Source organism: Nocardioides marinquilinus (genome assembly GCF_039543705.1).
Taxonomy (GTDB): Bacteria; Actinomycetota; Actinomycetes; order Propionibacteriales; family Nocardioidaceae; genus Nocardioides; species Nocardioides marinquilinus.
In genome coordinates this window covers 325,564-345,878 of sequence record NZ_BAABKG010000001.1, presented here as the reverse complement: position 1 = coordinate 345,878, position 20,315 = coordinate 325,564, and the positions used below count along the sequence as shown (strand labels likewise).

Sequence of the window (20,315 nt, the reverse complement as noted above, 5' to 3'; positions counted from 1 at the left end):
GGACGACGACGGCGAGCGGGGGCGGAGCACCGATGACCGACGTGCTGCCGCACCAGGCCGAGGCGGAGGCCGCGCCCACGGCGCTCGAGGAGCCCACGGGCTCCTCGGGCTCGATGGGCGCCACGGGCCCGTCCGGCCTGCGCCGGATCGCCGCGATCAGCACCTCGCTGGTCGGCACCTACGCCACGACCAGCGCCCTCGGCCTGGTGTTCTGGCTCGTCGCCGCCCGCCAGTTCCCGATCAGCGCCGTGGGCGTCGCGGGTGCCGCGGTCGCGGCGATGATGCTGCTCGGCACGCTCGGCACCTGCGGACTGGGCACGATGCTCATCGCCCGGCTGCCGCTGACCGAGCAGGGCCGACGACGGCTGCTGACCCGCTCGGCGCTCGTGGTCGCCGGCGCCGGTGGCGTCGTCCTCGCCGCGCTCGTGCCGCTGGTCGCCGTGCACCTCGTGGGCGTCACCGCCCTGGCCCCGATCACCGGGACGCCGGCCCTCGCCGTGCTGTTCGCGGTGGGGGCCGGGCTGGTGTCGGTCTCGGTCGTGCTCGACCAGGCCGTGCTGGTGCTCGGCAACGGCTCCCTCCAGCTTGAGCGCAACACGCTGGCCAGCGTCGTCAAGCTCGCCGCGCTCGTCGCCCTGGCGGCTGGCGGCCAGACCGGCGGCATGGCGATCTTCCTGGCCTGGACGGTCGGCACCGCCGTCTCGCTGCCGCTGGTTGCCTGGCGCACCCGTGGCGGCCGGTCGCTCGCCGACCCCGGCCCGCTCGTCGACCGGGGCGTGCTGCGTGGCCTGGGCGGGCTCGCGGCGTCGCACCACGCGCTCACGACCGCGCTGCAGGCGCCGCTGCAGCTGCTGCCGCTGCTGGTGCTGGTGGGCGTCTCGGCCCAGGGCAACGGCGTCTTCTCCACCGCCCTGCAGGTCACCGGCGCGGTCTTCGCGCTCCCGTTCGCCATCAGCGTCGCCCTGTTCGCCTCGGCCGCGGGCAGCGAGCGCGACGTCCTGCACCGGATGCGGCTCACGGTGCCGCTCAGCCTGGCCGTCAGCGTCGGCGCCAACCTGGTGCTGCTCCCCCTCGCCGGGCCGGTGCTCTCCCTCTTCGGCGCGCAGTACTCCGCCGAGGGCGTCGACGTGCTGCGGCTGCTCGCCCTCGCCGGCCTGCCCTTCGTGGTCAAGGACCACTACGTGGCCCTGCGCCGCGTGCAGGGCCGCGCCGGCCGGGCCAGTGCCGTGCTGCTCGTGGCCGGCTGCTTCGAACTGGCCGCGGCCGCGATCGGGATGGCCGCCGACGGCGTCGTCGGACTGTGCACGTGGTGGCTGGGCGCCCTCGTCGTCGAGGCGCTCGTGCTCGGCTGGCCGCTGCTGGTGGCCGCCCGGACGACGGCGACGCCGGCGGTCGCGGCGGCCGGTCGGCCCCTCCCGCCGGTCGCGGCCCTCGCGCCGGCGGTCACCGTCGCCCGGCCGGAGGAGCAGCGACCCCCGGGCCGGCTGGCCGGCCTGGTCGGCGCCGGACCGGCCGTGGCGCTGATGAGCCTGGGGCTGCTGCCGATCGCCGAGGCCGTCTCCCGCTCGCGCGCCGACGGCAGCGGCGGCACGACCGCGCAGGCGCTCTACGTCGGCGGCCTCGTGCTGATCTTCGCCCCGGCCGCGATCGGCGTGTTCTGGCCCCGGCTGCGCTCCTCGACGCGCGCGGTGCTCGCGGTGACCATGCTGATGCTGCTGCAGCTGACCCGGCTCGTGGTCGACCCGGTGCGGTTCGTGCGCCACGACGAGCTGACCCACGTCAACGGCCTGCGGCTGATCGAGCAGTCGGGCCGGCTCTTCGGCGACAACCCGTTGCTGCCGGTGACGTCGTACTACCCCGGGCTGCAGCTGGCCACGGACGCGGTGCGCACCCTCACCGGGGCGAGCGACCACGCCAGCGCCGTCGCCGTCCTGCTCGCCTGCCGGCTGGTGCTCGCGCTGGCCGTGCTGCTGGTCGTGGCCCGGGTGACCGGGTCGCTGCGCGTGGGTGCGGCGGCCGTCGTCCTCTACGCGTGCAACCTGCAGCTGCTGGCCTTCAACGCCCAGTACTCCTACCAGACCATGGCGCTCCCGCTGGCCGCCCTGACCGTCTACCTCGTGCTCAGCCGGCGACCCGGCACCCGGCTCGCGCTGCTGCCCGCGGTGGCGGCGGTCGGGGCCGTGGCGGTCAGCCACCACCTCACCACCGCGCTGCTCGTGATCGCCCTGCTCGTCTGGGCGGTGCTCGAGTGGCTGCTGCGGCGCGGGCGACCCCGCTCGGTCGCCCCGATGCTGGTGGTGGCCGGTGCCGGCGCGGTCGCCTTCGCGCTGCTCGCCCTCAACCCCGGCAACCCGCTCGGCGGCTACCTCGGCGACATCGCCGGGGGGTCGGTGAGCGCCGTCGAGGGCGTGATCGGCAGCGGCGAGTCGCGGCCGCTGTTCGAGAACGCCGCGGGCGTGCGCACCGCCGCGTGGGAGCGCTACGCCATCCTCGCCTCGCTCGTCGTCACTCTGGTGGTGCTGCTGGTGGCCCTGTGGCGCGCGCGGCGGCTGCTGGCGCAGCGCAGCTCGGTCGTCGTCCTGCTGCTGCTGGTCGCGCTGCTCTACCCCCTCATCCCCGCCGGGCACCTCACCGTCGCCACCGCCGAGGTCGGCGACCGCTCGGCCGGCTTCGTCTTCCTCGGCGTGGCCTTCGTGGTCGCGTGGTGGTGCTGGCAGCGCGAGGCCGGCCGGGGCCGCACGGTGGTGCTCGCGACCGTGGCGACCGTGGCGTTCGTCGGCAGCGTCGTGCTCGGCGCGGGCAGCGTCGTCAACCAGCTGCCGGGCGCGTTCCGGGTCTCCGACGACGCCCGCAGCGTCGACGCCGACAACCTCGCCGCGACGGCGTGGATGGCGACCCACCTGCCCCCCGACAGCGTCGTCTACGGCGACCGGGTCGGCGGCCGCCTGGCCGGGCCCTACGCCGGTCAGTACGTCGTCACCCACGTCGGCACCGGCATCGACGCCTCGCGGCTGCTGCTCGACCCCGAGTTCGGGCCGGCCGACGTCGCCCTCGTGCGCGAGGCCGGCATCCGCTACCTGATCGCCGACCGCCGCGACGCCAACGGCCTGCCGAACCAGGGCGTCTACGTCGAGTCGGGCGAGTTCGGCGAGGACGGTCGGGTCGCGCCCGTGCCCGCCGCCGCGCTGCGCAAGTTCGGCGACGTGCCCGGGGTGCAGGCGATCTACGACAACGGCTCCGTGGTGATCTACGACCTGGAGGCCCTCGGTGCTCCCTGACCTGCTCCCTGACCTGCTCCCTGACCTGTCACGTGACCGACCCCGTGACCTGACCCGCACCGCCGCCGACCTGGCCGCGCGGTCCGCCGTCCTGCTCGCGGCCGGGCTCGCGCCGTTGCTCGGCGCCCCCGACGCCGTCGTCGGGGGACTGGCCCTGCTCGCGCTCGCCGTCGTCGTCGACGCCCTGGCCGGACGTCGCCGGCTCGGGCCGGCCGACCGGCTGCTCGTGACCGTCGGCGGCCTGCTCGTGACGCTGGTGCTGGTCGGCCTGCTGCTCGGCTCGACCGGGCTCGGCCTGAGCCATCGCACCTGGGTGCTCGCCCTGCTCACGGCCGCCGCCGCCGGGCTGGCCGGGCACGCCGTCCTCGCCCTGCGGGGGGTGCGGCGGCCGGTCCCGCCCGACGAGCGCCACCGGCCGCCGCGACCGCCTCCCGGCCTGCGCACCGCCGTCCGCCTGGTGCCCTGGGTCGCGATCGCCGCCGTGGTGGTCGTCGTCGCGGTGAACACCTCGGCCACGTCGCAGTCCGAGGCGACCCGGGCACCGCTCGAGCTGTCGTTCGGCCGGGTCTCGGGCAGCCAGGTCGAGGTCGTCGTGAGCGCCGGCGACACCGGCGACACCGGCCCCGGCAGCACCGGCCCGCTCGAGGTGCGCACCGCCACCGACGGCAACGAGGTCAGCTACCCGCTCATCGACGTCGCCGCGGGCGGCACGACCACCGTGACCGTCTCGCTCCCACCGTCCGGACGATTCGTCGTCACCCTCAGCTACCCCGACCAGACGCAGCCGCTGCGCACGCTGGTCCTCGACAGGTGATCCTCATGACAAGCCCGACCAGCCCGACCAGCCCCGACCCGAACCCCGACCGGCCGCGCGTGCTGATGGTGACGCAGCGCTTCCTGCCCGAGATGGGCGGCACCGAGACCCACGTCGCCGAGGTGGCCTCCCGGCTCGCCGCGGCCGGCGAGTTCGACGTGACCGTGCTCGCCACCGACCGCAGCGGCGCCCTCGACCGATCCGAGACCCGGGACGGCTACCGCGTGCTGCGGCGGCGCTCGTGGCCGGCCGAGCGCGACTACTACCTCTCCCCCGGCGTGGCCGCCGACGTGGCGCGCGGGCGGTGGGACCTGGTGCACGTGCAGGGCGTGCACACCTTCGTGCCGCCCGTGGCGATGGCGGCCGCCCGCGCCTCGCGGACGCCGTACGTCGTGACCTTCCACAGCGGCGGGCACTCCTCACCCGCCCGGCGCGACGCGCGCCGGCTGCAGTGGCGCGCCCTCACCCCGATGCTGCGCCGCGCCGAGCACCTGATCGCGGTGAGCCGCTTCGAGCGGGCGCACTTCGCCGGCGCCACCGGCATCGACGAGACCCGGTTCAGCGTCGTGCCCAACGGCGGGGCCCTGCCGCTGCTGCCCGAGGCGGTCTCGCCGCGACCCGGCCGCATCGTCTCGGCCGGTCGCCTCGAGCACTACAAGGGCCACCACCGCGCCATCCAGGCCCTGCCGCTGGTGCGCCAGGTCGTGCCGGAGGCCGACCTGCTGATCCTCGGCAGCGGCGACTACGAGCCGGCGCTGCGCTCGATGGCCGCGCGGCTCGGGGTCGAGGACGCCGTGACCATCCGGCACCTGCCGCCCCACGACCGCTCCGCGATGGCCCGCGAGCTCGCGACCGCCGGCGTGATGGCGGCGCTGTCGTCGTACGAGGCCCACCCGGTCGGCGTCATGGAGGCGGTCACCGTGGGGCTGCCCGTCGTCGGGCTCGACGTGGCCGGCACCGGCGACCTGGTGGCCGACGGCCTGGTCACCGGCGTGCCGGCCGACGCCTCGGCGCTCGCGGTCGCCGACGCCCTCGTCGACGCCCTGCGCGCCACCGCGGCCCGCCCGGGCCCGCACGAGCGCCGCGCCGTCGACCTGCCGACCTGGGAGACCACCGCCGAGGGCGTCGCCGCCGTCTACCGCCGGGTGCTGCGGGGCCGACGGTGACCAGCACGCTCGGACGACGGGCCGCGGCGGTGCTGCGGCCGCACCGCCCGGTGCAGGTGCTGCACGTCATCACCACCCTCACCACCGGCGGGGCCGAGCGGCAGCTCGAGCTGGTCACCGCACGCACCCGCCACAGCAGCGCGGTGGTCACGCTGTACGCCGGCGGGCCGGTCGCCGACGCCATCCGCGCCGGCGGGGTCGAGGTCACCGAGCTGCGGGCCACCGGGTGGCGCAAGCCCTTCGCGCCGCTGCTGCTGGCGCGCCACATCCGTCGCCTGCGGCCCGACGTCGTGCACGTGCACCTGCTCTCGGCGCAGGTGATCGGCATCCCCGCCGCCCGCCTGGCCCGCGTGCCCGTCGTCGTCTCGACCGAGCACTCGCTGATGGCCGACACCCTCGAGGGCCGGCCCCTGACGTGGTGGCTGCGGCTGCTCTACCTCGCGGTCGAGCGGCTCGCCACCCACACCGTCGCCGTCTCGGCCGCCACGGCCGACCGGCTGCACCGGTGGGGGGTGCGGCCCGACCGGGTCGCGGTGACCCGGCTGGGCGTCGACCTCGACGCGCTCGCCTTCGACGACGCCGCCCGCGACGGGCTGCGCGCAGAGCTCGGCGTCGGCCCGGACACCCGCGTCGTCGGCGCGGTGGGACGACTGGCGCCGGTCAAGCGCCTCGACGTGGTGCTCCGGGCCCTGGCGCCGCTGCTGCGCGACGGGGCCGACGGGGCCGACGGGGCCGGCGGGGCCGGCGCCGGGACCGTGCTCGTCGTGGCCGGTGACGGTCCGCTCGCGGCCGACCTGCGGGCGTTGGCCGACCGGCTCGGCGTCGCGCACGCGGTGCGCTGGCTGGGCCCGCGCGAGCAGATGGGTCCGGTGCTGGCCGCGATGGACGTGCTGGTCAGCGCCTCGGCCGACGAGACGTTCGGCATGGCGGTCGTCGAGGCCCTCGGCACCGGGCTGCCCGTGGTCTACGCCGAGTGCCCCGCCCTCGACGAGCTGCCCGAGGTGCCGGAGCTCGCCCACCGCGTGCCGCCGTCCGGTGACGACGAGCTGGACGCCGAGCGGCTGCGGGCCGCGGTGACCGCGGCGCTCGCGTCGTCCCCGGCCCACGGGCGGGCCGGCGCACCGACGTCGGTGAGCCGCACCTACGGCGCCCGCGAGGCCGCCGCCCGGCTCGACGACCTCTACGAGCGGCTGCTGGCGCGACGCCGTGGCTGAGGGCCCCCGGCGGCTCGCGACCACGGTGACGTCGGCCCTGGTCGCCGCGGTCGTCGGCCTGCTCGGCGGGCTCGTAGGCTGCTCGCCCCCGACCGAGGCGTTCGTGACCCGGTCGGGCACGACCCTGCAGGTCGACGGCGCCCCGTTCCGCTTCGTGGGCTTCAACCTGTACGACGCCGCCGCGTCCGACCTGTACTCCTGCTCACCGTCGACCCGGCTCGACGACGCCGCCCTCGACGAGGCCATGCGCAGCGTCGCCGACGCCGGCGGCACCGTCGTCCGGTTCTGGGTCTTCCAGCCCTACACCGCGGGCGGCACCGACTTCTCCGGGGTCGACCGGGTGCTCGACGCCGCCCGCGCGCACGGCCTGCGGGTGCTGCCGGTGCTCGAGGACGGCCAGGGCAACTGCTCGACGGGCGAGCCCGCCGTCCCGCTGCGGATGGCGGGGGTCGACTGGTACTCCGAGGGCTACCGCGTGCCCTACGGCACCGCCACCGTCTCCTACCGCGACTACGCCGCCACCGTCGCGCGGCACTACCGCGACGACCCGACGATCATCGGGTGGTCGCTGCTCAACGAGGGCGAGACCTACGCGCGCACCGCCGACGGCCGCAGCGTGCTCGTCGGGTTCGCCCGCGACATGGCCGCGGTCGTGCGGGCGGCCGACCCGCACCACCTCGTCACGGTGGGCACGCAGTCAAACGGCGCCCCCGGCACGAGCGGGGCCGACTTCCGCGACGTCTACGGCGTCGACGGGGTCGACTTCGCCGAGGTGCACGACTGGGGCTTCTACGGCTCCGACGACGAGGCCATGCCCGGCGCGGACGCCGACGGCACGCTGCCCGACCCCGACGACTGCGACGCCCTCGACGCCGAGATCGGCTGCTCCTTCGCGATCGCCCAGCAGCTGGGGCTGCCGATCGTCGTCGGCGAGGCCGGCCTCGACCCCGCCAAGGTGGGCGGCGAGGAGCGCCGCGCCGGGCTGTTCCGCGGCAAGATCGCCGCCGCGTTCGCGGCGGGCGCGTCGGGCTACCTGCTCTGGCAGCTCAACGTGCAGGACACCGACGGGTACGGCGTGCTGGTGGGCAGCGACGACCCGGTGTTCGCGGTGCTGGCCGACGCCGCCGCGGGCCTGCACGCCACGGCGGCAGGCCGGGGCACGGGACGTCGTGCGGTGCGGCGCCGACGGCGCGTCAGCGGCCCCGGCGCCAGACCACGATCGACTGCGGCACGGCCGGCTGGTGCGGCACGGGCAGCCGGTTGGGCCGGCCGACCTCGGTCGCGGGCCGCGCGCTGAGCGCGCCGCGCAGCGACTCGCGGGTCGCGGCCAGCTCGGCCTGCAGCTCGTCGTTGCGCGCGGTGAGCGCGGCGACGCGGTGCTCCAGCTCGAGGATGCGACGCACCCCCTCCAGGCCGATGCCGGACGACGTCAGCTCGGCGATCGAGCGCAGCCGCTCGATGTCGTGCAGCGAGTAGCGGCGGCCACCGCCGCCCGTGCGGCCCGGCGTCACGAGCCCGAGCCGCTCGTAGGTGCGGAGCGTCTGCGGGTGCAGCCCGGTCAGCTCGGCCGCCACCGAGATCACATAAATGGCCGCGTCGGGTGGAGGTGTCGTCATGACCGGACCTCACCCTCGGCGGGGTCCCCGCAGCGTTGTCCGGCGGCGGAGCGAAGCGGGGGAGCCGGAGAACGTCGTGGGGTGCACTGGATGGCGGCGTCGGGCGGGGGCGTGCCGTGACCGACGTTCACGACACGTCCTCGAACAGCCCGGCCCGCAGCGGCTTGCCGGCGACGGCGGTGCGGTAGGCCTCCACGGCCGCCCGCGCCTCGGCGTCCAGCACCGCGGGCACCTGCACCTCGACGGTGGCCAGCAGGTCGCCGCGGGTGCCGTCCTTGCGGGTGGCGCCGCGGCCGCGCACCCGGAAGGTGCGGCCGCTGGGGGTGCCGGCGGGGACGCGGAGCGTGACCGGGGCGCCGCCCAGCGTCGGGATCTTCACCTCGGCGCCGAGCGCGGCCTCGTCGAAGCCGACCGGGACGTCGATCGTCAGGTTGTCGCCGCTGCGCCCGAAGACGCGGTGCGGGGTGACCTTGACGGTGATGTAGAGGTCGCCGGCCGGGCCGCCGTTCTCGCCCGGGGCGCCCTTGCCGCGCAGCCGGATGCGCTGACCGTCCTTGACGCCCGCGGGGATGCGGGCCTGGATGGTGCGCGCCGACGTGCCGCGGCCCGAGCCCTGGCAGGTGGGGCAGCGCTCGTCGTAGATCAGCTGGCGGCCGCCGCAGCGCGGGCAGGTCTCGTTCATCGAGAACGCCCCGCCCACGCCGGAGACCACGTAGCCCGCGCCCTCGCACTCGGGGCAGATGCGCGGCTTCGTGCCGGGCTTGCCGCCGGTGCCCTGGCAGTCGGGACATGCCGCGTCGGAGGTGAGCCGCAGCGAGACGGTGACGCCGTCCAGCGCGTCGGTGAACCCGACGGTGGTGCTGCTCTCGACGTCGGTGCCCTTGACCGGACGACGCGCCTGCTGCGTACGGCGTCCGCCGCCGCTGAACAGGTCGCCGAACATCTCGCCGAACCCGCCGCTGCGGTTGCGGTCGCCGAGGATGTCGTCGAGGTTGAACCCGCCGCCGGAGCCGCCGCCGGTGTAGCGGTAGCCCCCGCCCCCACCGCCGAAGCCGCCGAACCCGCCGCTGCCGTAGAGCGTGCGCATCTCGTCGTACTTGGCCCGCTTCTCGGCGTCACCGACGACGCCGTAGGCCTCCGAGACCGCCTTGAACCGCTCGTGCTTGGCGGTGTCGCCGGGGTTGGAGTCGGGATGGTTCTCGCGGGCGAGCTTGCGGTAGGCCTTCTTGATGTCGGCGATCGGGGCGTCCTTGCTCACCCCGAGCACCTGGTAGAAGTCCTTGGTCGCCCACTCGGGCTTGAACTCCTGCTCGGCCATCCGTCCTCCTTCCCTCGTGCGTCTCGCGTGCTGTTCTTACTCGGGGTCGACGACGAGCACCTGCGCGGCGCGCACGACCCGGTCGCCGATCTTGTAGCCGGCCTTCACCAGCACCTGCACCGTCGTCACCTCGACGTCGGCGTCGGTGCCCTGGTGGGCCAGCGCCTCGTGCAGGTTGGGGTCGAACGGCTCGCCCGGGGCGCCGAAGCGCACCAGGCCGAGACCGCTGACGACCCGCTCGAGCTGGTCGGCGACGCTCTTGAGGCCGCCCTCCACCTCGCCGTGCTCGCGGGCGCGGTCGATGGTGTCGAGGACGTCGACGATCGGCGCGAGCGCCTTGTAGGTCGCGTTCTCGCTCACCAGGTCGCGGTCACGGTCGACGCGGCGCTTGTAGTTGAGGAACTCCGCCTGGACCCGCTGCAGGTCGGCGAGGCGCTCGTCGGCCAGCTGCTGCGCGGCGGCGAGCTCGCCGTCCTGCCCTTCGACAGGCTCAGGGTCCGTGGCGCCGTCGGCCTCGGGGTCGGCCTCGGCCGCCTCGGCGGCGGCGTGCGCCTCGTCCTCCAGCGAGCCGTCGGCCGGCGGGGCCGCCGCGTCGTCGGACGCGGCGGCCTCGGCCTCGGGATGGGTCCGGTCGGGTGCCGGGTCGGTCACTTGGCGTCGTCCGACTTCTCGTCGTCGTCGACGACCTCGGCGTCGACGATGTCGTCGTCGGACTCACCGGTGGCGCCGGTGGTGCCGCCGGCGGCGGAGGAGTCGGCCTCGGCCGCGGCGTACATCGCCGCACCCATCTTCTGGCTCGACTCGTTCAGCTTCGCCACGCCCGCCGAGATCGCGGCGGTGTCGGCCTCGGCGTCCTCGAGGGTCGCCTTGAGCGACTCGACGTCGGCCTTGACCTCGGTCTGCACGTCCTCGGGGATCTTCTCGGCGTTGTCGGCCAGGAACTTCTCGGTCGTGTAGACCAGCTGGTCGGCCTGGTTGCGGGTCTCGACGGCCGCGCGACGCTCGGCGTCCTCGGCCGCGTACTGCTCGGCCTCCTTGACCATGCGGTCGATCTCGTCCTTGCCGAGGGCCGAGCCACCGGAGATCGTCATCGACTGCTCCTTGCCGGAGCCCTGGTCCTTCGCCGAGACGTGCACGATGCCGTTGGCGTCGATGTCGAAGGTGACCTCGATCTTCGGGACGCCGCGCGGGGCCGGCGGCAGACCGGTCAGCTCGAAGTTGCCGAGCGGCTGGTTCTGCGCCCACATCGCGCGCTCGCCCTGGGCGACCTTGATCTCGACCGAGGGCTGGTTGTCGTCGGCGGTGGTGTAGATCTGCGACCGCTTGGCCGGGATCGTGGTGTTGCGCTCGATGAGCACGTTGAACTCGCCGCCCTTGGTCTCGATGCCGAGGGAGAGCGGGGTGACGTCGAGCAGCAGCACGTCCTTGACCTCGCCCTTGAGGACGCCGGCCTGCAGGGCCGCGCCGACCGCGACGACCTCGTCGGGGTTGACGCCCTTGTTGGGCTCCTTGCCGCCGAGCAGCTCCTTGACGACGTCGGTGACCGCGGGCATGCGGGTCGAGCCGCCGACCATCACCACGTGGTCGATCGCCGAGACCGCCACGCCGCCGTCCTTGAGGACCGCCTTGAACGGCTCCTTGGTGCGGTCGAGCAGGTCGGCGGTGATCTTCTGGAACTCCGAGCGGGTCAGCTTCTCCTCGAAGTGGAGGGGGCCGGACTCGCCGTGGGTGATGTAGGGCAGGTGGATCGTGGTCTCGCTCGAGCTCGACAGCTCGATCTTCGCCTTCTCGGCGGCCTCCTGGAGGCGCTGCTTGGCGATCTTGTCGGCGGCGAGGTCGACGCCGTTGTTGCCCTTGAACTTGGTGACCATCCACTCGACGACCCGGTTGTCCCAGTCGTCGCCACCGAGGTGGTTGTCACCGGAGGTCGCCTTGACCTCGATGGTGGAGAAGCCGTCGTCGTCCTTGCCCACCTCGAGCAGCGAGACGTCGAACGTGCCGCCGCCGAGGTCGAAGACCAGGATGGTCTGGTCGGAGTCGCCCTTGTCGAGGCCGTAGGCGAGCGCCGCCGCGGTGGGCTCGTTGACGATGCGGCTGACGTTGAGGCCCGCGATCTCGCCGGCCTCCTTGGTGGCCTGGCGCTGCGCGTCGGAGAAGTAGGCGGGGACCGTGATCACCGCGTCGGTGACGGTCTCGCCGAGGTAGGCCTCGGCGTCGCGCTTGAGCTTCTGCAGCACGAAGGCGCTGATCTGCTGGGGGTTGAAGGTCTTGTCGTCGATCTTCTCGGTCCAGTCGGTGCCCATGTGACGCTTGACCGACCGGATGGTGCGGTCGACGTTGGTGACCGCCTGCCGCTTGGCCACCTCGCCGACGAGCACCTCGCCGGACTTGGCGAAGGCCACGACGGACGGCGTGGTGCGGGCGCCCTCGGCGTTGGCGATGACGGTGGGCTCGCCGCCCTCCAGGACCGCGACGACGCTGTTCGTCGTGCCGAGGTCGATGCCGACAGCTCGTGCCATGGTGTGTCTCTCCTCTGGGAAGCCGGGTGGTGCGTGGGTTGCAGACTCGGTATCAAGCTAGTTGAGCCGCGATGACTCAAGTCTGACACAGGGCACAACCTCGCCCGGCCGCGGGATGTTCCCGGCCGCGGGCCCCACTCCGTCGCCGTGGCGGTCCCACGGTGGTCGAGGTGCGAGGCCGGCCACGGCCGAGCCTCGAGACCCCGCACCGTCGACGCGGACCCGGGCATGAGGCCCCTGGGACGGCCTCGCGGTCCGTGGGACCGGCCTCCGCCGGGCCCTTGTGCGTCAGACCCGCGGGCCGGCCGCGGCGATCTGCTCGATGAGGGCGGCGGTGGCGGGGACGGCGTCCGCGCCGGGCCGGAAGGCCAGGCCGACGTGACGTCGTCCGAGGTCGGCGAGCTCGACGACGCGCACGCCGCGGTGCCGGTAGGCCTCGAGCGCGGACGCCGGCAGCGCGGTGACCCCCAGGCCGCGCGCCACCAGGTTCTGCACCACCACGTAGTCGTCGGTGGTGTGGCGGATGGCGGGGGTGAAGCCGGCCGCCTCGCAGCGCTCGACGAGGTGGGTGCGGCAGCGCACGCAGCCACCGATCCACTCGGCGTCGGCGAGGCCGGCGAGGCCGCGGCGCCCGATGCGCGTGCCGGGCGGGACGACCAGGTGCACCGGCTCGTCGTGCAGCGGCCGCCACACCAGCGGACCGAGCCCGGCGGGGGCGCCGTCGTAGCCGAAGACGAGCGCGAGGTCGGCGTCGCCCGCGCTCACGGCGACCATCGCCTCCGGCGGCTCGGCCTCCTCGAGCCCCACCTCGACGTCGGGGTGCGAGGCGGCGAGCGCCCCCAGGGCACCGGGGACGACGGTGGCCGCCGCCGACGGGAAGGCGACCAGCCGCACCCGGCCGCCGCGCAGCTCGGTGAGGGCGGCGAGCTCCTCCTCGGCGGCGTGCAGCTCGGCGGCGACGACGTCCGCGCGTCGCAGCAGGGCGCGGCCGGCCTCGGTGGGCGTGACGCCGCCGGGGCCGCGCAGCAGCAGCGGACCGCCGGCGTCGCGCTCGAGCCGGGCGAGGTGCTGGCTGACGGCGGGCTGGGTCCAGCCGAGCTCGCGGGCGGCCGCACTGATCGAGCCCGCGCGGGCCACCTCGCGGAAGATCAGTGTGCGGCGGGCGTCGAGGGCCATAAGCACAGTTTATGGACCGGCGAAGCAGAACACGGATTCCTTGGGTCCGGTTCGTCGGCCATCGTGGGGCCATGAAGACGATCGGCCTCGTCGGCGGCATGTCGTGGCACTCCACGGCCACCTACTACCGGATGCTCAACGAGCAGGTCGCCGCCCGCCGCGGCGGCCACGCCTCGGCCCGCATCTCGCTGCAGTCGCTCGACTTCGCCGAGGTGCGCGACTGCCAGCTGCGCGGCGCGTGGGAGGAGTCGGCCGCCCTGCTCGCCGACGCCGCCCGCCGCTGCGAGGCCGGTGGCGCCGACGTCGTCGCGCTCTGCACCAACCTGATGCACAAGAACTTCGCCGCCCTCGAGGACGCCGTGAGCGTGCCCGCCGTCCACATCGCCGACGCCGTCGCGGCCGTCGCGAGGCGTGAGGGCTGGCGCACGCTCGGCCTGCTCGGCGCCCGCTGGGTGATGGAGGAGACCTTCTACGCCGAGCGGCTCGCCCGGCACGGCATCGACGTCGTCGTGCCCGACGAGACCGGCCGCGAGCTGGTCGACCGCGTCGTGTTCGACGAGATCACCCAGGGCGTCTTCCGCGACGAGTCGCGCGCCGCCTACGTCGACGTCATGCGCGACCTCGGCGCCCGCGGTGCCGACGCCTGCGTGCTCGCCTGCACCGAGATCGGGCTGCTCGTCGGCCCGGGCGACGCACCCCTGCCCGTCGTCGACTCCGCCGTCGCGCACGTCGAGCTGCTCGTCGACCTCGCCCTGCAGACCGAGCCCGCGCTCGCCTGACCCGCGGCCGGGCACGGCCGGCGGTCGAGGGGCGAAGCCTCCCACCGCTCAAGCGAACCCGACCCACGGACCCTGAGCCTGTCGAAGGGACGCCGCACGGGGACCTGCCCGTGGACGGCGGGTGGTCTCAAGGCTCGTCGCCAGGGCTCCTCGCACCTCGACCATCGTCCGAGCCGGCGTCGTCCACGGTGGTCGAGGTGCGAGGCCGGCCACGGCCGAGCCTCGAGACCTCCCACCGCACACGCCAACCCGACCCCACGGACCCTGAGCCTGTCGAAGGGACGCCGCCCGGGGACCTGCCCGTGGACGGCGGGTGGTCTCGACGACGCTCGCGCAGACGCTCGCTGCTCGACCACCGGCGACATCCCGACAACCAGGCCCGTGGCCGGGTCGGCGTGCAGGGCCGGGGGTCTCGAGGCTCGTCGCCAGGGCTCCTCGCACCTCGACCACCGTCCCAGCCGGCTCCTGCCGGACCATCGTCGGAGCCCGCGGCTTCGCCCGTCGGCCACACTCGGGGCCATGAGACGGCTGGCGGTGGCGGTGACCGGCGCCGTGCTGCTCGCCGGGTGCTCGAGCCCGGACGACGACGCCGGGCCGACCGGGGCGACGGCGACGCCGTCCACGAGCGCGCCGACCGCGCCGACAACGCCGTCGGCGACGCCCGACCCCACCCCGTCCGAGCCCGCGCCGGAGCCGCCCGAGCCCGACCCACGGCTCACCCCGGACGACGTCCGCCCGGCCACCGCGGTGGCCGCCGTCCGCCACCTCGCCGGCGAGATCGGGCCGCGCCCGGGCACCTCACCCGCCTACCGCGAGGCGGCCGACTGGGTCGAGCAGCAGCTGACCGGCCACGGCTGGCGGGTCGAGCGGCAGCGGTTCGCGACCCCCGGCGGCGTCTCGTGGGGCGTGCCGGTCGAGGCCGGGCCGTCGGTCAACCTCGTCGCCACCCGCGGCGACGTGCGGCCGGGCGAGCCGTGGCTGCTCGTCGGCGCCCACCTCGACACCGTCCCCCAGGCGCCCGGCGCCGAGGACAACGCCTCGGGCGTCGGCGTCGTCCTCGCCCTCGCCGAGGCGCTGGACGGACGCCGCACCCGGCTGCCGGTCGTGCTCGTGGCGTTCGGGTCGGAGGAGCCGCGCGGGCCCACCGACGACGACCACCACTACGGCTCGCGCGCCTACGTCGCCTCGCTCACGCCGGCGCAACGGCGCTCGCTGCGCGCGATGGTCTCGCTCGACCGGGTCGGCGTCGGCGAGGCGGTGCCCGTCGGCAGCGCGGCCGAGCCCAACGCCATCACCGACCGGCTGCAGCGCGCCGGGCGCGAGGCCGGCGTCCCGACCGAGATCGACCTGTTCCAGCGCTCCAGCGACCACTGGTCGTTCGTGCGCGACGGCCTGCCCGCCGCCCGGCTCGGCAGCACGCCGTACGCCGGCTACCACTCCGAGGGCGACACCGCGGACGTCGTCTCGCGCGCCCAGCTCGACCGCGTCGGGCGGCTGATGGCGGCCTGGCTGGCCTGACAACCGGGAGCGGTGCTCGCGCATCACACGGGCATGCGCACCACCTCCCGCCTCCGCGTCCGGACGGCCGCCCTGCTGGGCACCGTCGTCACCGTCGCCCTGCTGACCGTCGGCGTGGCGCCCGCCCCGGCGTCGGCGCCCGCCGCGCCGGCCCGGTGCTCGGCGGGGAACGTGGCGCTCACCTTCGACGACGGCCCGTCGCCGACGGTGACGCCGCGCCTGGTGCGGCTGCTGCGCCGCCACCACGTGCCCGCCACGTTCTTCATGACCGGCGAGCGGGTGCGCGCCCACCCCGAGGTCGCCCGCCTCGTGGCCCGCCGGGGCTTCACCGTCGCCAACCACACCGAGACGCACGCGAAGCTCACCGAGCTCGGCCGGGCGGAGGTCCGCCGCGAGGTGCGCGCCACCTGGCGGGCGCTGCGGGCGGCCGGCGTCCACCACGCCAGCCGCTACGTGCGCCCGCCGTACGGCGCCACCGACGCCCGCGTCGAGCGGGTGCTGCGCGGTCTCGGCGCAGTGCCGGTGCTCTGGACCGTCGACTCCCGCGACTGGGACGGCCTGTCCCCGGCCGGCATCCGGCGGACGACGCTCGCCCAGGTCTTCGCCCGCGGCACCGCCGGCAGCGTGGTGCTGCACCACGACGGTGTCACCAACTCCGAGGCCACCCTCGCCGCCCTGCCCTCGGAGATCTACCGGCTGCGCCGCGAGGGCTACTGCCTCGTCGGCCTGCCCCGCGCCGGCGTCCTGTCGTAGGGGGCCCTTCGACGAGCTCAGGGTCCGTGGGGCCGGGCCCGCGTGCTCCGTGCGATCGGCCCCGACGACGGTCGAGGTGCGAGGAGCCCCGGCGACGAGCCTCGAGACCACCGTGGGGCCGCCTCCGACCCGACGGGTGGAGCCGGGGACGGGGTGGGCGTGGTCGGGTGGGGGCATGTCCGTCCCCACCATCACCCTGAACAACCAGACCGCGATCCCGCAGCTCGGCTTCGGCGTCTTCCAGGTGCCGCCCGAGCAGACCGCCGACACCGTCACCAAGGCGTTCGAGGCGGGCTACCGCCACATCGACACCGCCCAGATGTACGGCAACGAGCAGGAGACCGGCGTCGCGATCGCCGCCTCCGGCATCCCGCGCGACGAGCTCTGGATCACCAGCAAGCTCAACAACACCTTCCACCGCCCGGACGACGCCCGCCGCGCCTTCGACGAGACGCTCGCCAAGCTCGGGCTCGCCCAGATCGACCTGTTCCTCATCCACTGGCCGCTGCCGAAGAGCTACGGCGGCGACTTCGTCAGCACCTGGCAGGTGCTCACCGAGCTCGTCGCCGACGGCCGCGCCCGCTCGGTCGGCGTGTCGAACTTCCAGCCCGAGCACCTCGACCGCATCGTGGCCGAGACGGGCGTCGTCCCGGTCGTGAACCAGATCGAGGCGCACCCCTACTTCGGCAACGAGGCCGCCCGCGAGGCCACCCACCGGCACGGCGCGGTGGTCGAGGCGTGGTCGCCGATCGCCCAGGGCGCGGTGCTCGACGACCCGGCGATCGTGGGGATCGGCGAGGCGCACGACAAGACGCCCTCGCAGGTGACGCTGCGCTGGCACGTGCAGCGCGGCGACATCGTCTTCCCGAAGACGATGAGCCCCGAGCGCATGGCCGAGAACTTCGCCATCTTCGACTTCGAGCTGAGCGACGACGAGATGGCCACCATCACCGGGCTCGACAAGGGCGAGGCGGGCCGCACCGGCCCGCACCCCGACGAGCTGAACGTCGACGCCTGAGTCCTACCCGTCGAGCGTGCGCCCCCACAGCTCCAGCAGGCGGGCCAGCTCGGCGCGGTCGGCCGGCGCCAGGCCGGCGAGCAGACGGTGCTCGTTGGCCAGGTGCCGGCCGACCAGGTCGTCGATCAGGGTGAGACCGGACGGCGTCAGCCGGATCCGGCGCGAGCGCGCGTCGTCGCCGCACACCCGGCGCTCGACGTACCCGCCGGACAGCAGCCGGTCGACCCGCTTGGTGACCGCGCCCGAGGTGACCATCGTGGTCGCTGCCAGCTCGCCCGGCGTCAGCTCGTAGGGCTCCCCCGCCCGCCGCAGCGTGGCGAGCACGTCGAAGTCGCCGTCGCCGAGGCCGGCCTCGGCGAAGACCGGGCGCAGCTCGGCGTCCAGCACCCCGGCCAGGCGGTGCAGCCGGCCGATGACGCCCATCGGCGAGGGGTCGAGGTCGGGCCGCTCGTGGCGCCACTGCGCCAGGATCCGGCCGACATGGTCGAGATCGCCGTCGTCGCCGGGCGCTCGCTGCGTCATGGCTGGACAATATCTGACACGGAAGATAAATTGTCTTCCGTGGAAACTAACGCTGTGCGGGCGGGCCTCGTGACCGCCGTCGCCCCGCTCGCCTGGGGCACCACCTACCTCGTCACCGAGCAGCTGCTGCCGCCCGACCGGCCGCTGTTCGCCGCGCTCATGCGCGCCCTGCCCGCCGGCCTGCTGCTGCTCGCCGTCACCCGCACGCTGCCTCGCGGCTCGTGGTGGTGGAAGGCGGTCGTGCTCGGCGTCCTCAACATCGGCGTGTTCTTCCCGCTGGTCTTCCTGGCCGCCTACGGGCTGCCCGGTGGTCTGGCCGCCACCGTGCAGGCCGCCAGCCCGCTCGTGGTCATGGCCCTGGCCTGGCCGCTGATCCGGGAGCGGCCGACCGCCGTCCGCGTCGTCTCGGCGCTGGTCGGGCTGCTCGGCGTGGGCCTGCTGGTGCTCGGGTCCCGCGACGGGGTCACCGCGCTCGGCCTCGTCGGCGCGTTCGGCTCGGTGGCGGTCTCGGCGCTCGGCTTCGTGCTGGTCAAGCGGTGGGCGCCGCCGGTCGGCATGCTCACGCTCGTCTCGTGGCAGCTCGTGGTCGGCGGCCTGGTGCTGCTGCCCGTGGCGCTGCTCGTCGAGGGCGCCCCGCCGGCCATCGACGCCCCGGCCGCGGCCGGCTTCCTCTGGATCGGCGTCGTCGGCACGATCGTGGCCTACTACTGCTGGTTCCACGGCCTGTCGCGACTGCCCGCCGGCGCGGTCTCGCTGGTCGGCCTGCTCAACCCCGTCACCGGCACCGTGCTCGGCGTCGCCTTCGCCGCCGAGGCGTTCGGGCTCACCCAGGCGCTCGGCATGGCGCTGGTGCTGGGCGGCGTGCTCGCCGGTCAGCGTCGCTCGCGGCGCAGCCGGCGTGCCGCACCGCCCGTCGCCACCCCCGAGGAGCCCGCCGTCCGCGAGCCGGTGCTCGCCGGTCGCTGAGGCACGTCGGGGATGATCGGGCGCGTGGAGCGCGTGCCCGCCGGCGAGGACGACGGCGCCGACGCCTGGCTGCTGCGCGGCGGCGACCTCGGCTGCGCCCGCCTGCTGCGGCTGCTGCGCGACGAGGTCGCGCACCTCGCGCCCGGCTCCGTCGTGCACCTCGAGACCTCCGACCCGGTCGCCCCGATCGACCTGCCCGCGTGGTGCCGCATCACCGGGCACGACTACCTCGGCCCGGTGCCGGACGACGGCACCCCCCGCTACGGCGTGCGCGTCGTCGCGGGCGCGCGGGCCACGCAGCCGGCGTCCCCCTGGCGGCTCACCGACCAGCCGGTGCCGACGGTGCCCCCGGAGGAGTGAGCCCGCTCAGCCGCCGGCGAGCAGCACGCCGGCCAGCTCGCGGGCCTGCTCCTCGGTGAAGTCGCCGGTCAGCTGCAGCCGGCCGTCGTCGATGGGCGAGACGAACGAGGCGGTCGAGACCACCTGGCCGTCGACCACGAACGCGACCTGCTCGGTGGTGCCGCTGAGGCTGTTCGACAGCAGCGCGAGCTCGTCGCGGCTGCGCCCGCCGAAGGTGACCAGCACCTGCCAGCCGCCGCCGGGCACCTCACCGGCGCGGGCCTGCAGCACCCCGCCGACGGCCTCGGCCGGGTCGAGCACGTAGCGGGCGTCGGGGTCGCCGGCCGCGCAGGCGGCCATGGGGTCGCGCGCCGGCGTCCGCGCCGGGTCGGCGCAGTCGAGCCCGGCGACGTCGCACTCGGGCGGCACCGTGCGGCCGTCGTCCGCGCAGGCCGCCGCCGGCCGGTCCGGCCCGCCGCGCACCAGCCGCACCTGCACCGGCCCCGGCGCGCGACCGGAGCCCTCGTCGACGGCGGTGGCGCTGCCGCTGCTGCTGCTCGTGCCGCCGGCGTCGCCGCTCGCCGCACCGCCTCCGGAGCAGCCCGCCAGCACGAGGGCCGCCAGCAGGCACCCGGTCCCGAGCGCGACGGCCCGGGTGGGGGCGTTCATCCGATCCGGACCCGGACCACGTTGGAGAGCGCGCCGGTGTCGGTGTCCTTCATGCGGAACTTGTTGACCCCGGTCATGCTCGCCTGGATGAAGGTGTAGAACGACCCGTCGTTGACCGGCGCGGTGACCGGGAAGTCGGTCCAGGCGCCTGCCTTGAACTGCTGCACGCGCAGCACCGCGCCGTCGCCGCCGGGGTAGTCGCCGTTCAGGTCGATCGGCTCGAAGACGCCCACCGCCTCCTGGCCCGCGACCAGCGTGATCTCGGTCTCCGGCTCGGCCTTCTCGGTGTAGGTCGAGGTGGGCGCGGACGGCGAGACGTCGCGCAGGGTGATCGACTGCGACGGCTCGCCGCCGGTCTCGCTCGGCGTGGGCAGGTAGAGCGTCTCGGCCTGCGTGGTGTCGTCGCTGGCCACCTCGGCGTCACCGAAGCCGAGCGCCCGGGTGGCGGCCAGCACGCCACCGCCCACGACACCGGCGACCACGGCCACGACCGCGACCAGCGCGACCACGCCCCACAGGACGGGATGACCACGGCGCTCGCGGGGCCGCACCGGCTCCGGCGTCTCGGCGTCCGGCTGCCCCGCGGGGCGTCCGGGCTGGTCGTCGCTCACGTTGTCATTGTCCGTGACGGGTGGGCACGCACCAAGTCG

The 20,315-nt window shown here is 75.2% G+C and carries 19 protein-coding genes; 11 read left to right on the top strand and 8 right to left on the bottom strand.

Annotated features, from left to right (window positions below; translation table 11 throughout):
• The first annotated feature begins 32 nt into the window (after positions 1-32).
• The 5 genes from ABEA04_RS01675 to ABEA04_RS01655 are packed head-to-tail and all read left to right on the top strand — an operon-like array spanning position 33 to position 7,769.
• A complete protein-coding gene (locus ABEA04_RS01675) occupies positions 33-3,278 on the top strand; it encodes a hypothetical protein (protein ID WP_345453818.1) in 3,246 nt (1,081 codons plus the stop codon).
• Entirely contained in the window at positions 3,268-4,092 is an 825-nt protein-coding gene (locus tag ABEA04_RS01670; protein ID WP_345453815.1) for a hypothetical protein, read from the top strand. The genes ABEA04_RS01675 and ABEA04_RS01670 overlap by 11 nt, the downstream gene beginning before the upstream one ends.
• 5 nt (positions 4,093-4,097) lie before the next feature.
• The gene (locus ABEA04_RS01665; protein ID WP_345453812.1) at positions 4,098-5,258 is read left to right on the top strand and encodes a glycosyltransferase family 4 protein; all 1,161 of its coding nucleotides are present in this window, start codon (positions 4,098-4,100) and stop codon (positions 5,256-5,258) included.
• Positions 5,255-6,472: a glycosyltransferase gene (locus ABEA04_RS01660; protein WP_345453810.1), complete on the top strand. Its 1,218-nt coding sequence runs from the start codon at positions 5,255-5,257 to the stop codon at positions 6,470-6,472. The genes ABEA04_RS01665 and ABEA04_RS01660 overlap by 4 nt, the downstream gene beginning before the upstream one ends.
• Positions 6,465-7,769, top strand: coding sequence for a cellulase family glycosylhydrolase (locus tag ABEA04_RS01655; protein WP_345453808.1), 1,305 nt, complete (start codon positions 6,465-6,467; stop codon positions 7,767-7,769). The genes ABEA04_RS01660 and ABEA04_RS01655 overlap by 8 nt, the downstream gene beginning before the upstream one ends.
• Here the strand turns inward: ABEA04_RS01655 and ABEA04_RS01650 are convergent.
• The 5 genes from ABEA04_RS01650 to ABEA04_RS01630 form a co-directional block, all read right to left on the bottom strand.
• Positions 7,666-8,088, bottom strand: coding sequence for a heat shock protein transcriptional repressor HspR (locus ABEA04_RS01650; protein WP_345453807.1), 423 nt, complete (start codon positions 8,086-8,088; stop codon positions 7,666-7,668). The two genes, ABEA04_RS01655 and ABEA04_RS01650, sit on opposite strands and share 104 nt — an antisense overlap.
• A gap of 127 nt (positions 8,089-8,215) precedes the next feature.
• The gene (gene dnaJ, locus ABEA04_RS01645; protein ID WP_345453805.1) at positions 8,216-9,406 is read right to left on the bottom strand and encodes a molecular chaperone DnaJ; all 1,191 of its coding nucleotides are present in this window, start codon (positions 9,404-9,406) and stop codon (positions 8,216-8,218) included.
• Positions 9,407-9,442: 36 nt separating this feature from the next.
• Positions 9,443-10,057 carry a nucleotide exchange factor GrpE gene (gene grpE / locus ABEA04_RS01640; RefSeq protein ID WP_345453804.1) on the bottom strand — a complete coding sequence of 205 codons (615 nt, stop codon included), beginning with the start codon at positions 10,055-10,057 and terminating at the stop codon, positions 9,443-9,445.
• Positions 10,054-11,925 carry a molecular chaperone DnaK gene (gene dnaK, locus ABEA04_RS01635; RefSeq protein ID WP_345453801.1) on the bottom strand — a complete coding sequence of 624 codons (1,872 nt, stop codon included), beginning with the start codon at positions 11,923-11,925 and terminating at the stop codon, positions 10,054-10,056. Before dnaK ends, grpE begins: the two co-directional genes overlap by 4 nt.
• A gap of 288 nt (positions 11,926-12,213) precedes the next feature.
• Positions 12,214-13,101 (bottom strand): LysR family transcriptional regulator, encoded by an 888-nt coding sequence (locus tag ABEA04_RS01630; protein ID WP_345453799.1) that lies wholly within the window; start codon positions 13,099-13,101, stop codon positions 12,214-12,216.
• A 71-nt stretch (positions 13,102-13,172) separates the two neighbouring features.
• Between ABEA04_RS01630 and ABEA04_RS01625 the strand changes: the two genes are divergently transcribed.
• The 4 genes from ABEA04_RS01625 (at position 13,173) to ABEA04_RS01610 (ending at position 17,169) form a co-directional block, all read left to right on the top strand.
• The gene (locus tag ABEA04_RS01625) at positions 13,173-13,880 is read left to right on the top strand and encodes an aspartate/glutamate racemase family protein (protein WP_345453797.1); all 708 of its coding nucleotides are present in this window, start codon (positions 13,173-13,175) and stop codon (positions 13,878-13,880) included.
• 519 nt (positions 13,881-14,399) lie between these two features.
• Positions 14,400-15,398, top strand: coding sequence for a M28 family metallopeptidase (locus ABEA04_RS01620; RefSeq protein ID WP_345453794.1), 999 nt, complete (start codon positions 14,400-14,402; stop codon positions 15,396-15,398).
• Positions 15,399-15,431: 33 nt separating this feature from the next.
• Positions 15,432-16,151: a polysaccharide deacetylase family protein gene (locus tag ABEA04_RS01615; RefSeq protein WP_345453791.1), complete on the top strand. Its 720-nt coding sequence runs from the start codon at positions 15,432-15,434 to the stop codon at positions 16,149-16,151.
• Positions 16,152-16,326: 175 nt separating this feature from the next.
• Entirely contained in the window at positions 16,327-17,169 is an 843-nt protein-coding gene (locus tag ABEA04_RS01610; protein ID WP_345453788.1) for an aldo/keto reductase, read from the top strand.
• Between the two features lie 3 nt (positions 17,170-17,172).
• Here ABEA04_RS01610 and ABEA04_RS01605 read toward each other — a convergent pair whose 3' ends face one another.
• Positions 17,173-17,691 (bottom strand): MarR family winged helix-turn-helix transcriptional regulator, encoded by a 519-nt coding sequence (locus tag ABEA04_RS01605; RefSeq protein WP_345453785.1) that lies wholly within the window; start codon positions 17,689-17,691, stop codon positions 17,173-17,175.
• 39 nt (positions 17,692-17,730) lie between these two features.
• Here ABEA04_RS01605 and ABEA04_RS01600 point away from each other — a divergent pair, with 39 nt between their 5' ends.
• Both ABEA04_RS01600 and ABEA04_RS01595 read left to right on the top strand, forming a co-directional pair.
• Positions 17,731-18,657 (top strand): EamA family transporter, encoded by a 927-nt coding sequence (locus ABEA04_RS01600; RefSeq protein ID WP_345453782.1) that lies wholly within the window; start codon positions 17,731-17,733, stop codon positions 18,655-18,657.
• Between the two features lie 24 nt (positions 18,658-18,681).
• The gene (locus ABEA04_RS01595) at positions 18,682-19,017 is read left to right on the top strand and encodes a sulfurtransferase TusA family protein (protein WP_345453780.1); all 336 of its coding nucleotides are present in this window, start codon (positions 18,682-18,684) and stop codon (positions 19,015-19,017) included.
• 6 nt (positions 19,018-19,023) lie between these two features.
• On the opposite strand, the gene ABEA04_RS01590 is transcribed toward ABEA04_RS01595, so the two are convergent.
• Together ABEA04_RS01590 and ABEA04_RS01585 are read right to left on the bottom strand one after the other, a co-directional pair.
• Positions 19,024-19,665 carry a SecDF P1 head subdomain-containing protein gene (locus ABEA04_RS01590; protein ID WP_345453777.1) on the bottom strand — a complete coding sequence of 214 codons (642 nt, stop codon included), beginning with the start codon at positions 19,663-19,665 and terminating at the stop codon, positions 19,024-19,026.
• The gene (locus ABEA04_RS01585; RefSeq protein WP_345453774.1) at positions 19,662-20,276 is read right to left on the bottom strand and encodes a hypothetical protein; all 615 of its coding nucleotides are present in this window, start codon (positions 20,274-20,276) and stop codon (positions 19,662-19,664) included. The genes ABEA04_RS01590 and ABEA04_RS01585 overlap by 4 nt, the downstream gene beginning before the upstream one ends.
• Positions 20,277-20,315 lie beyond the last annotated feature (39 nt).

Excerpts from the sequence above, each read along its gene's own strand:
- ABEA04_RS01675 (WP_345453818.1), top strand. The coding sequence starts at position 33 with ATGACCGACGTGCTGCCGCACCAGGCCGAGGCGGAGGCCGCGCCCACG.
- ABEA04_RS01665 (WP_345453812.1), top strand. The coding sequence starts at position 4,098 with ATGACAAGCCCGACCAGCCCGACCAGCCCCGACCCGAACCCCGACCGG.
- ABEA04_RS01650 (WP_345453807.1), bottom strand. The coding sequence starts at position 8,088 with ATGACGACACCTCCACCCGACGCGGCCATTTATGTGATCTCGGTGGCG.
- dnaJ (WP_345453805.1), bottom strand. The coding sequence starts at position 9,406 with ATGGCCGAGCAGGAGTTCAAGCCCGAGTGGGCGACCAAGGACTTCTAC.
- dnaK (WP_345453801.1), bottom strand. The coding sequence starts at position 11,925 with ATGGCACGAGCTGTCGGCATCGACCTCGGCACGACGAACAGCGTCGTC.
- ABEA04_RS01630 (WP_345453799.1), bottom strand. The coding sequence starts at position 13,101 with ATGGCCCTCGACGCCCGCCGCACACTGATCTTCCGCGAGGTGGCCCGC.
- ABEA04_RS01625 (WP_345453797.1), top strand. The coding sequence starts at position 13,173 with ATGAAGACGATCGGCCTCGTCGGCGGCATGTCGTGGCACTCCACGGCC.
- ABEA04_RS01620 (WP_345453794.1), top strand. The coding sequence starts at position 14,400 with ATGAGACGGCTGGCGGTGGCGGTGACCGGCGCCGTGCTGCTCGCCGGG.
- ABEA04_RS01615 (WP_345453791.1), top strand. The coding sequence starts at position 15,432 with ATGCGCACCACCTCCCGCCTCCGCGTCCGGACGGCCGCCCTGCTGGGC.
- ABEA04_RS01610 (WP_345453788.1), top strand. The coding sequence starts at position 16,327 with ATGTCCGTCCCCACCATCACCCTGAACAACCAGACCGCGATCCCGCAG.
- ABEA04_RS01605 (WP_345453785.1), bottom strand. The coding sequence starts at position 17,691 with ATGACGCAGCGAGCGCCCGGCGACGACGGCGATCTCGACCATGTCGGC.
- ABEA04_RS01590 (WP_345453777.1), bottom strand. The coding sequence starts at position 19,665 with ATGAACGCCCCCACCCGGGCCGTCGCGCTCGGGACCGGGTGCCTGCTG.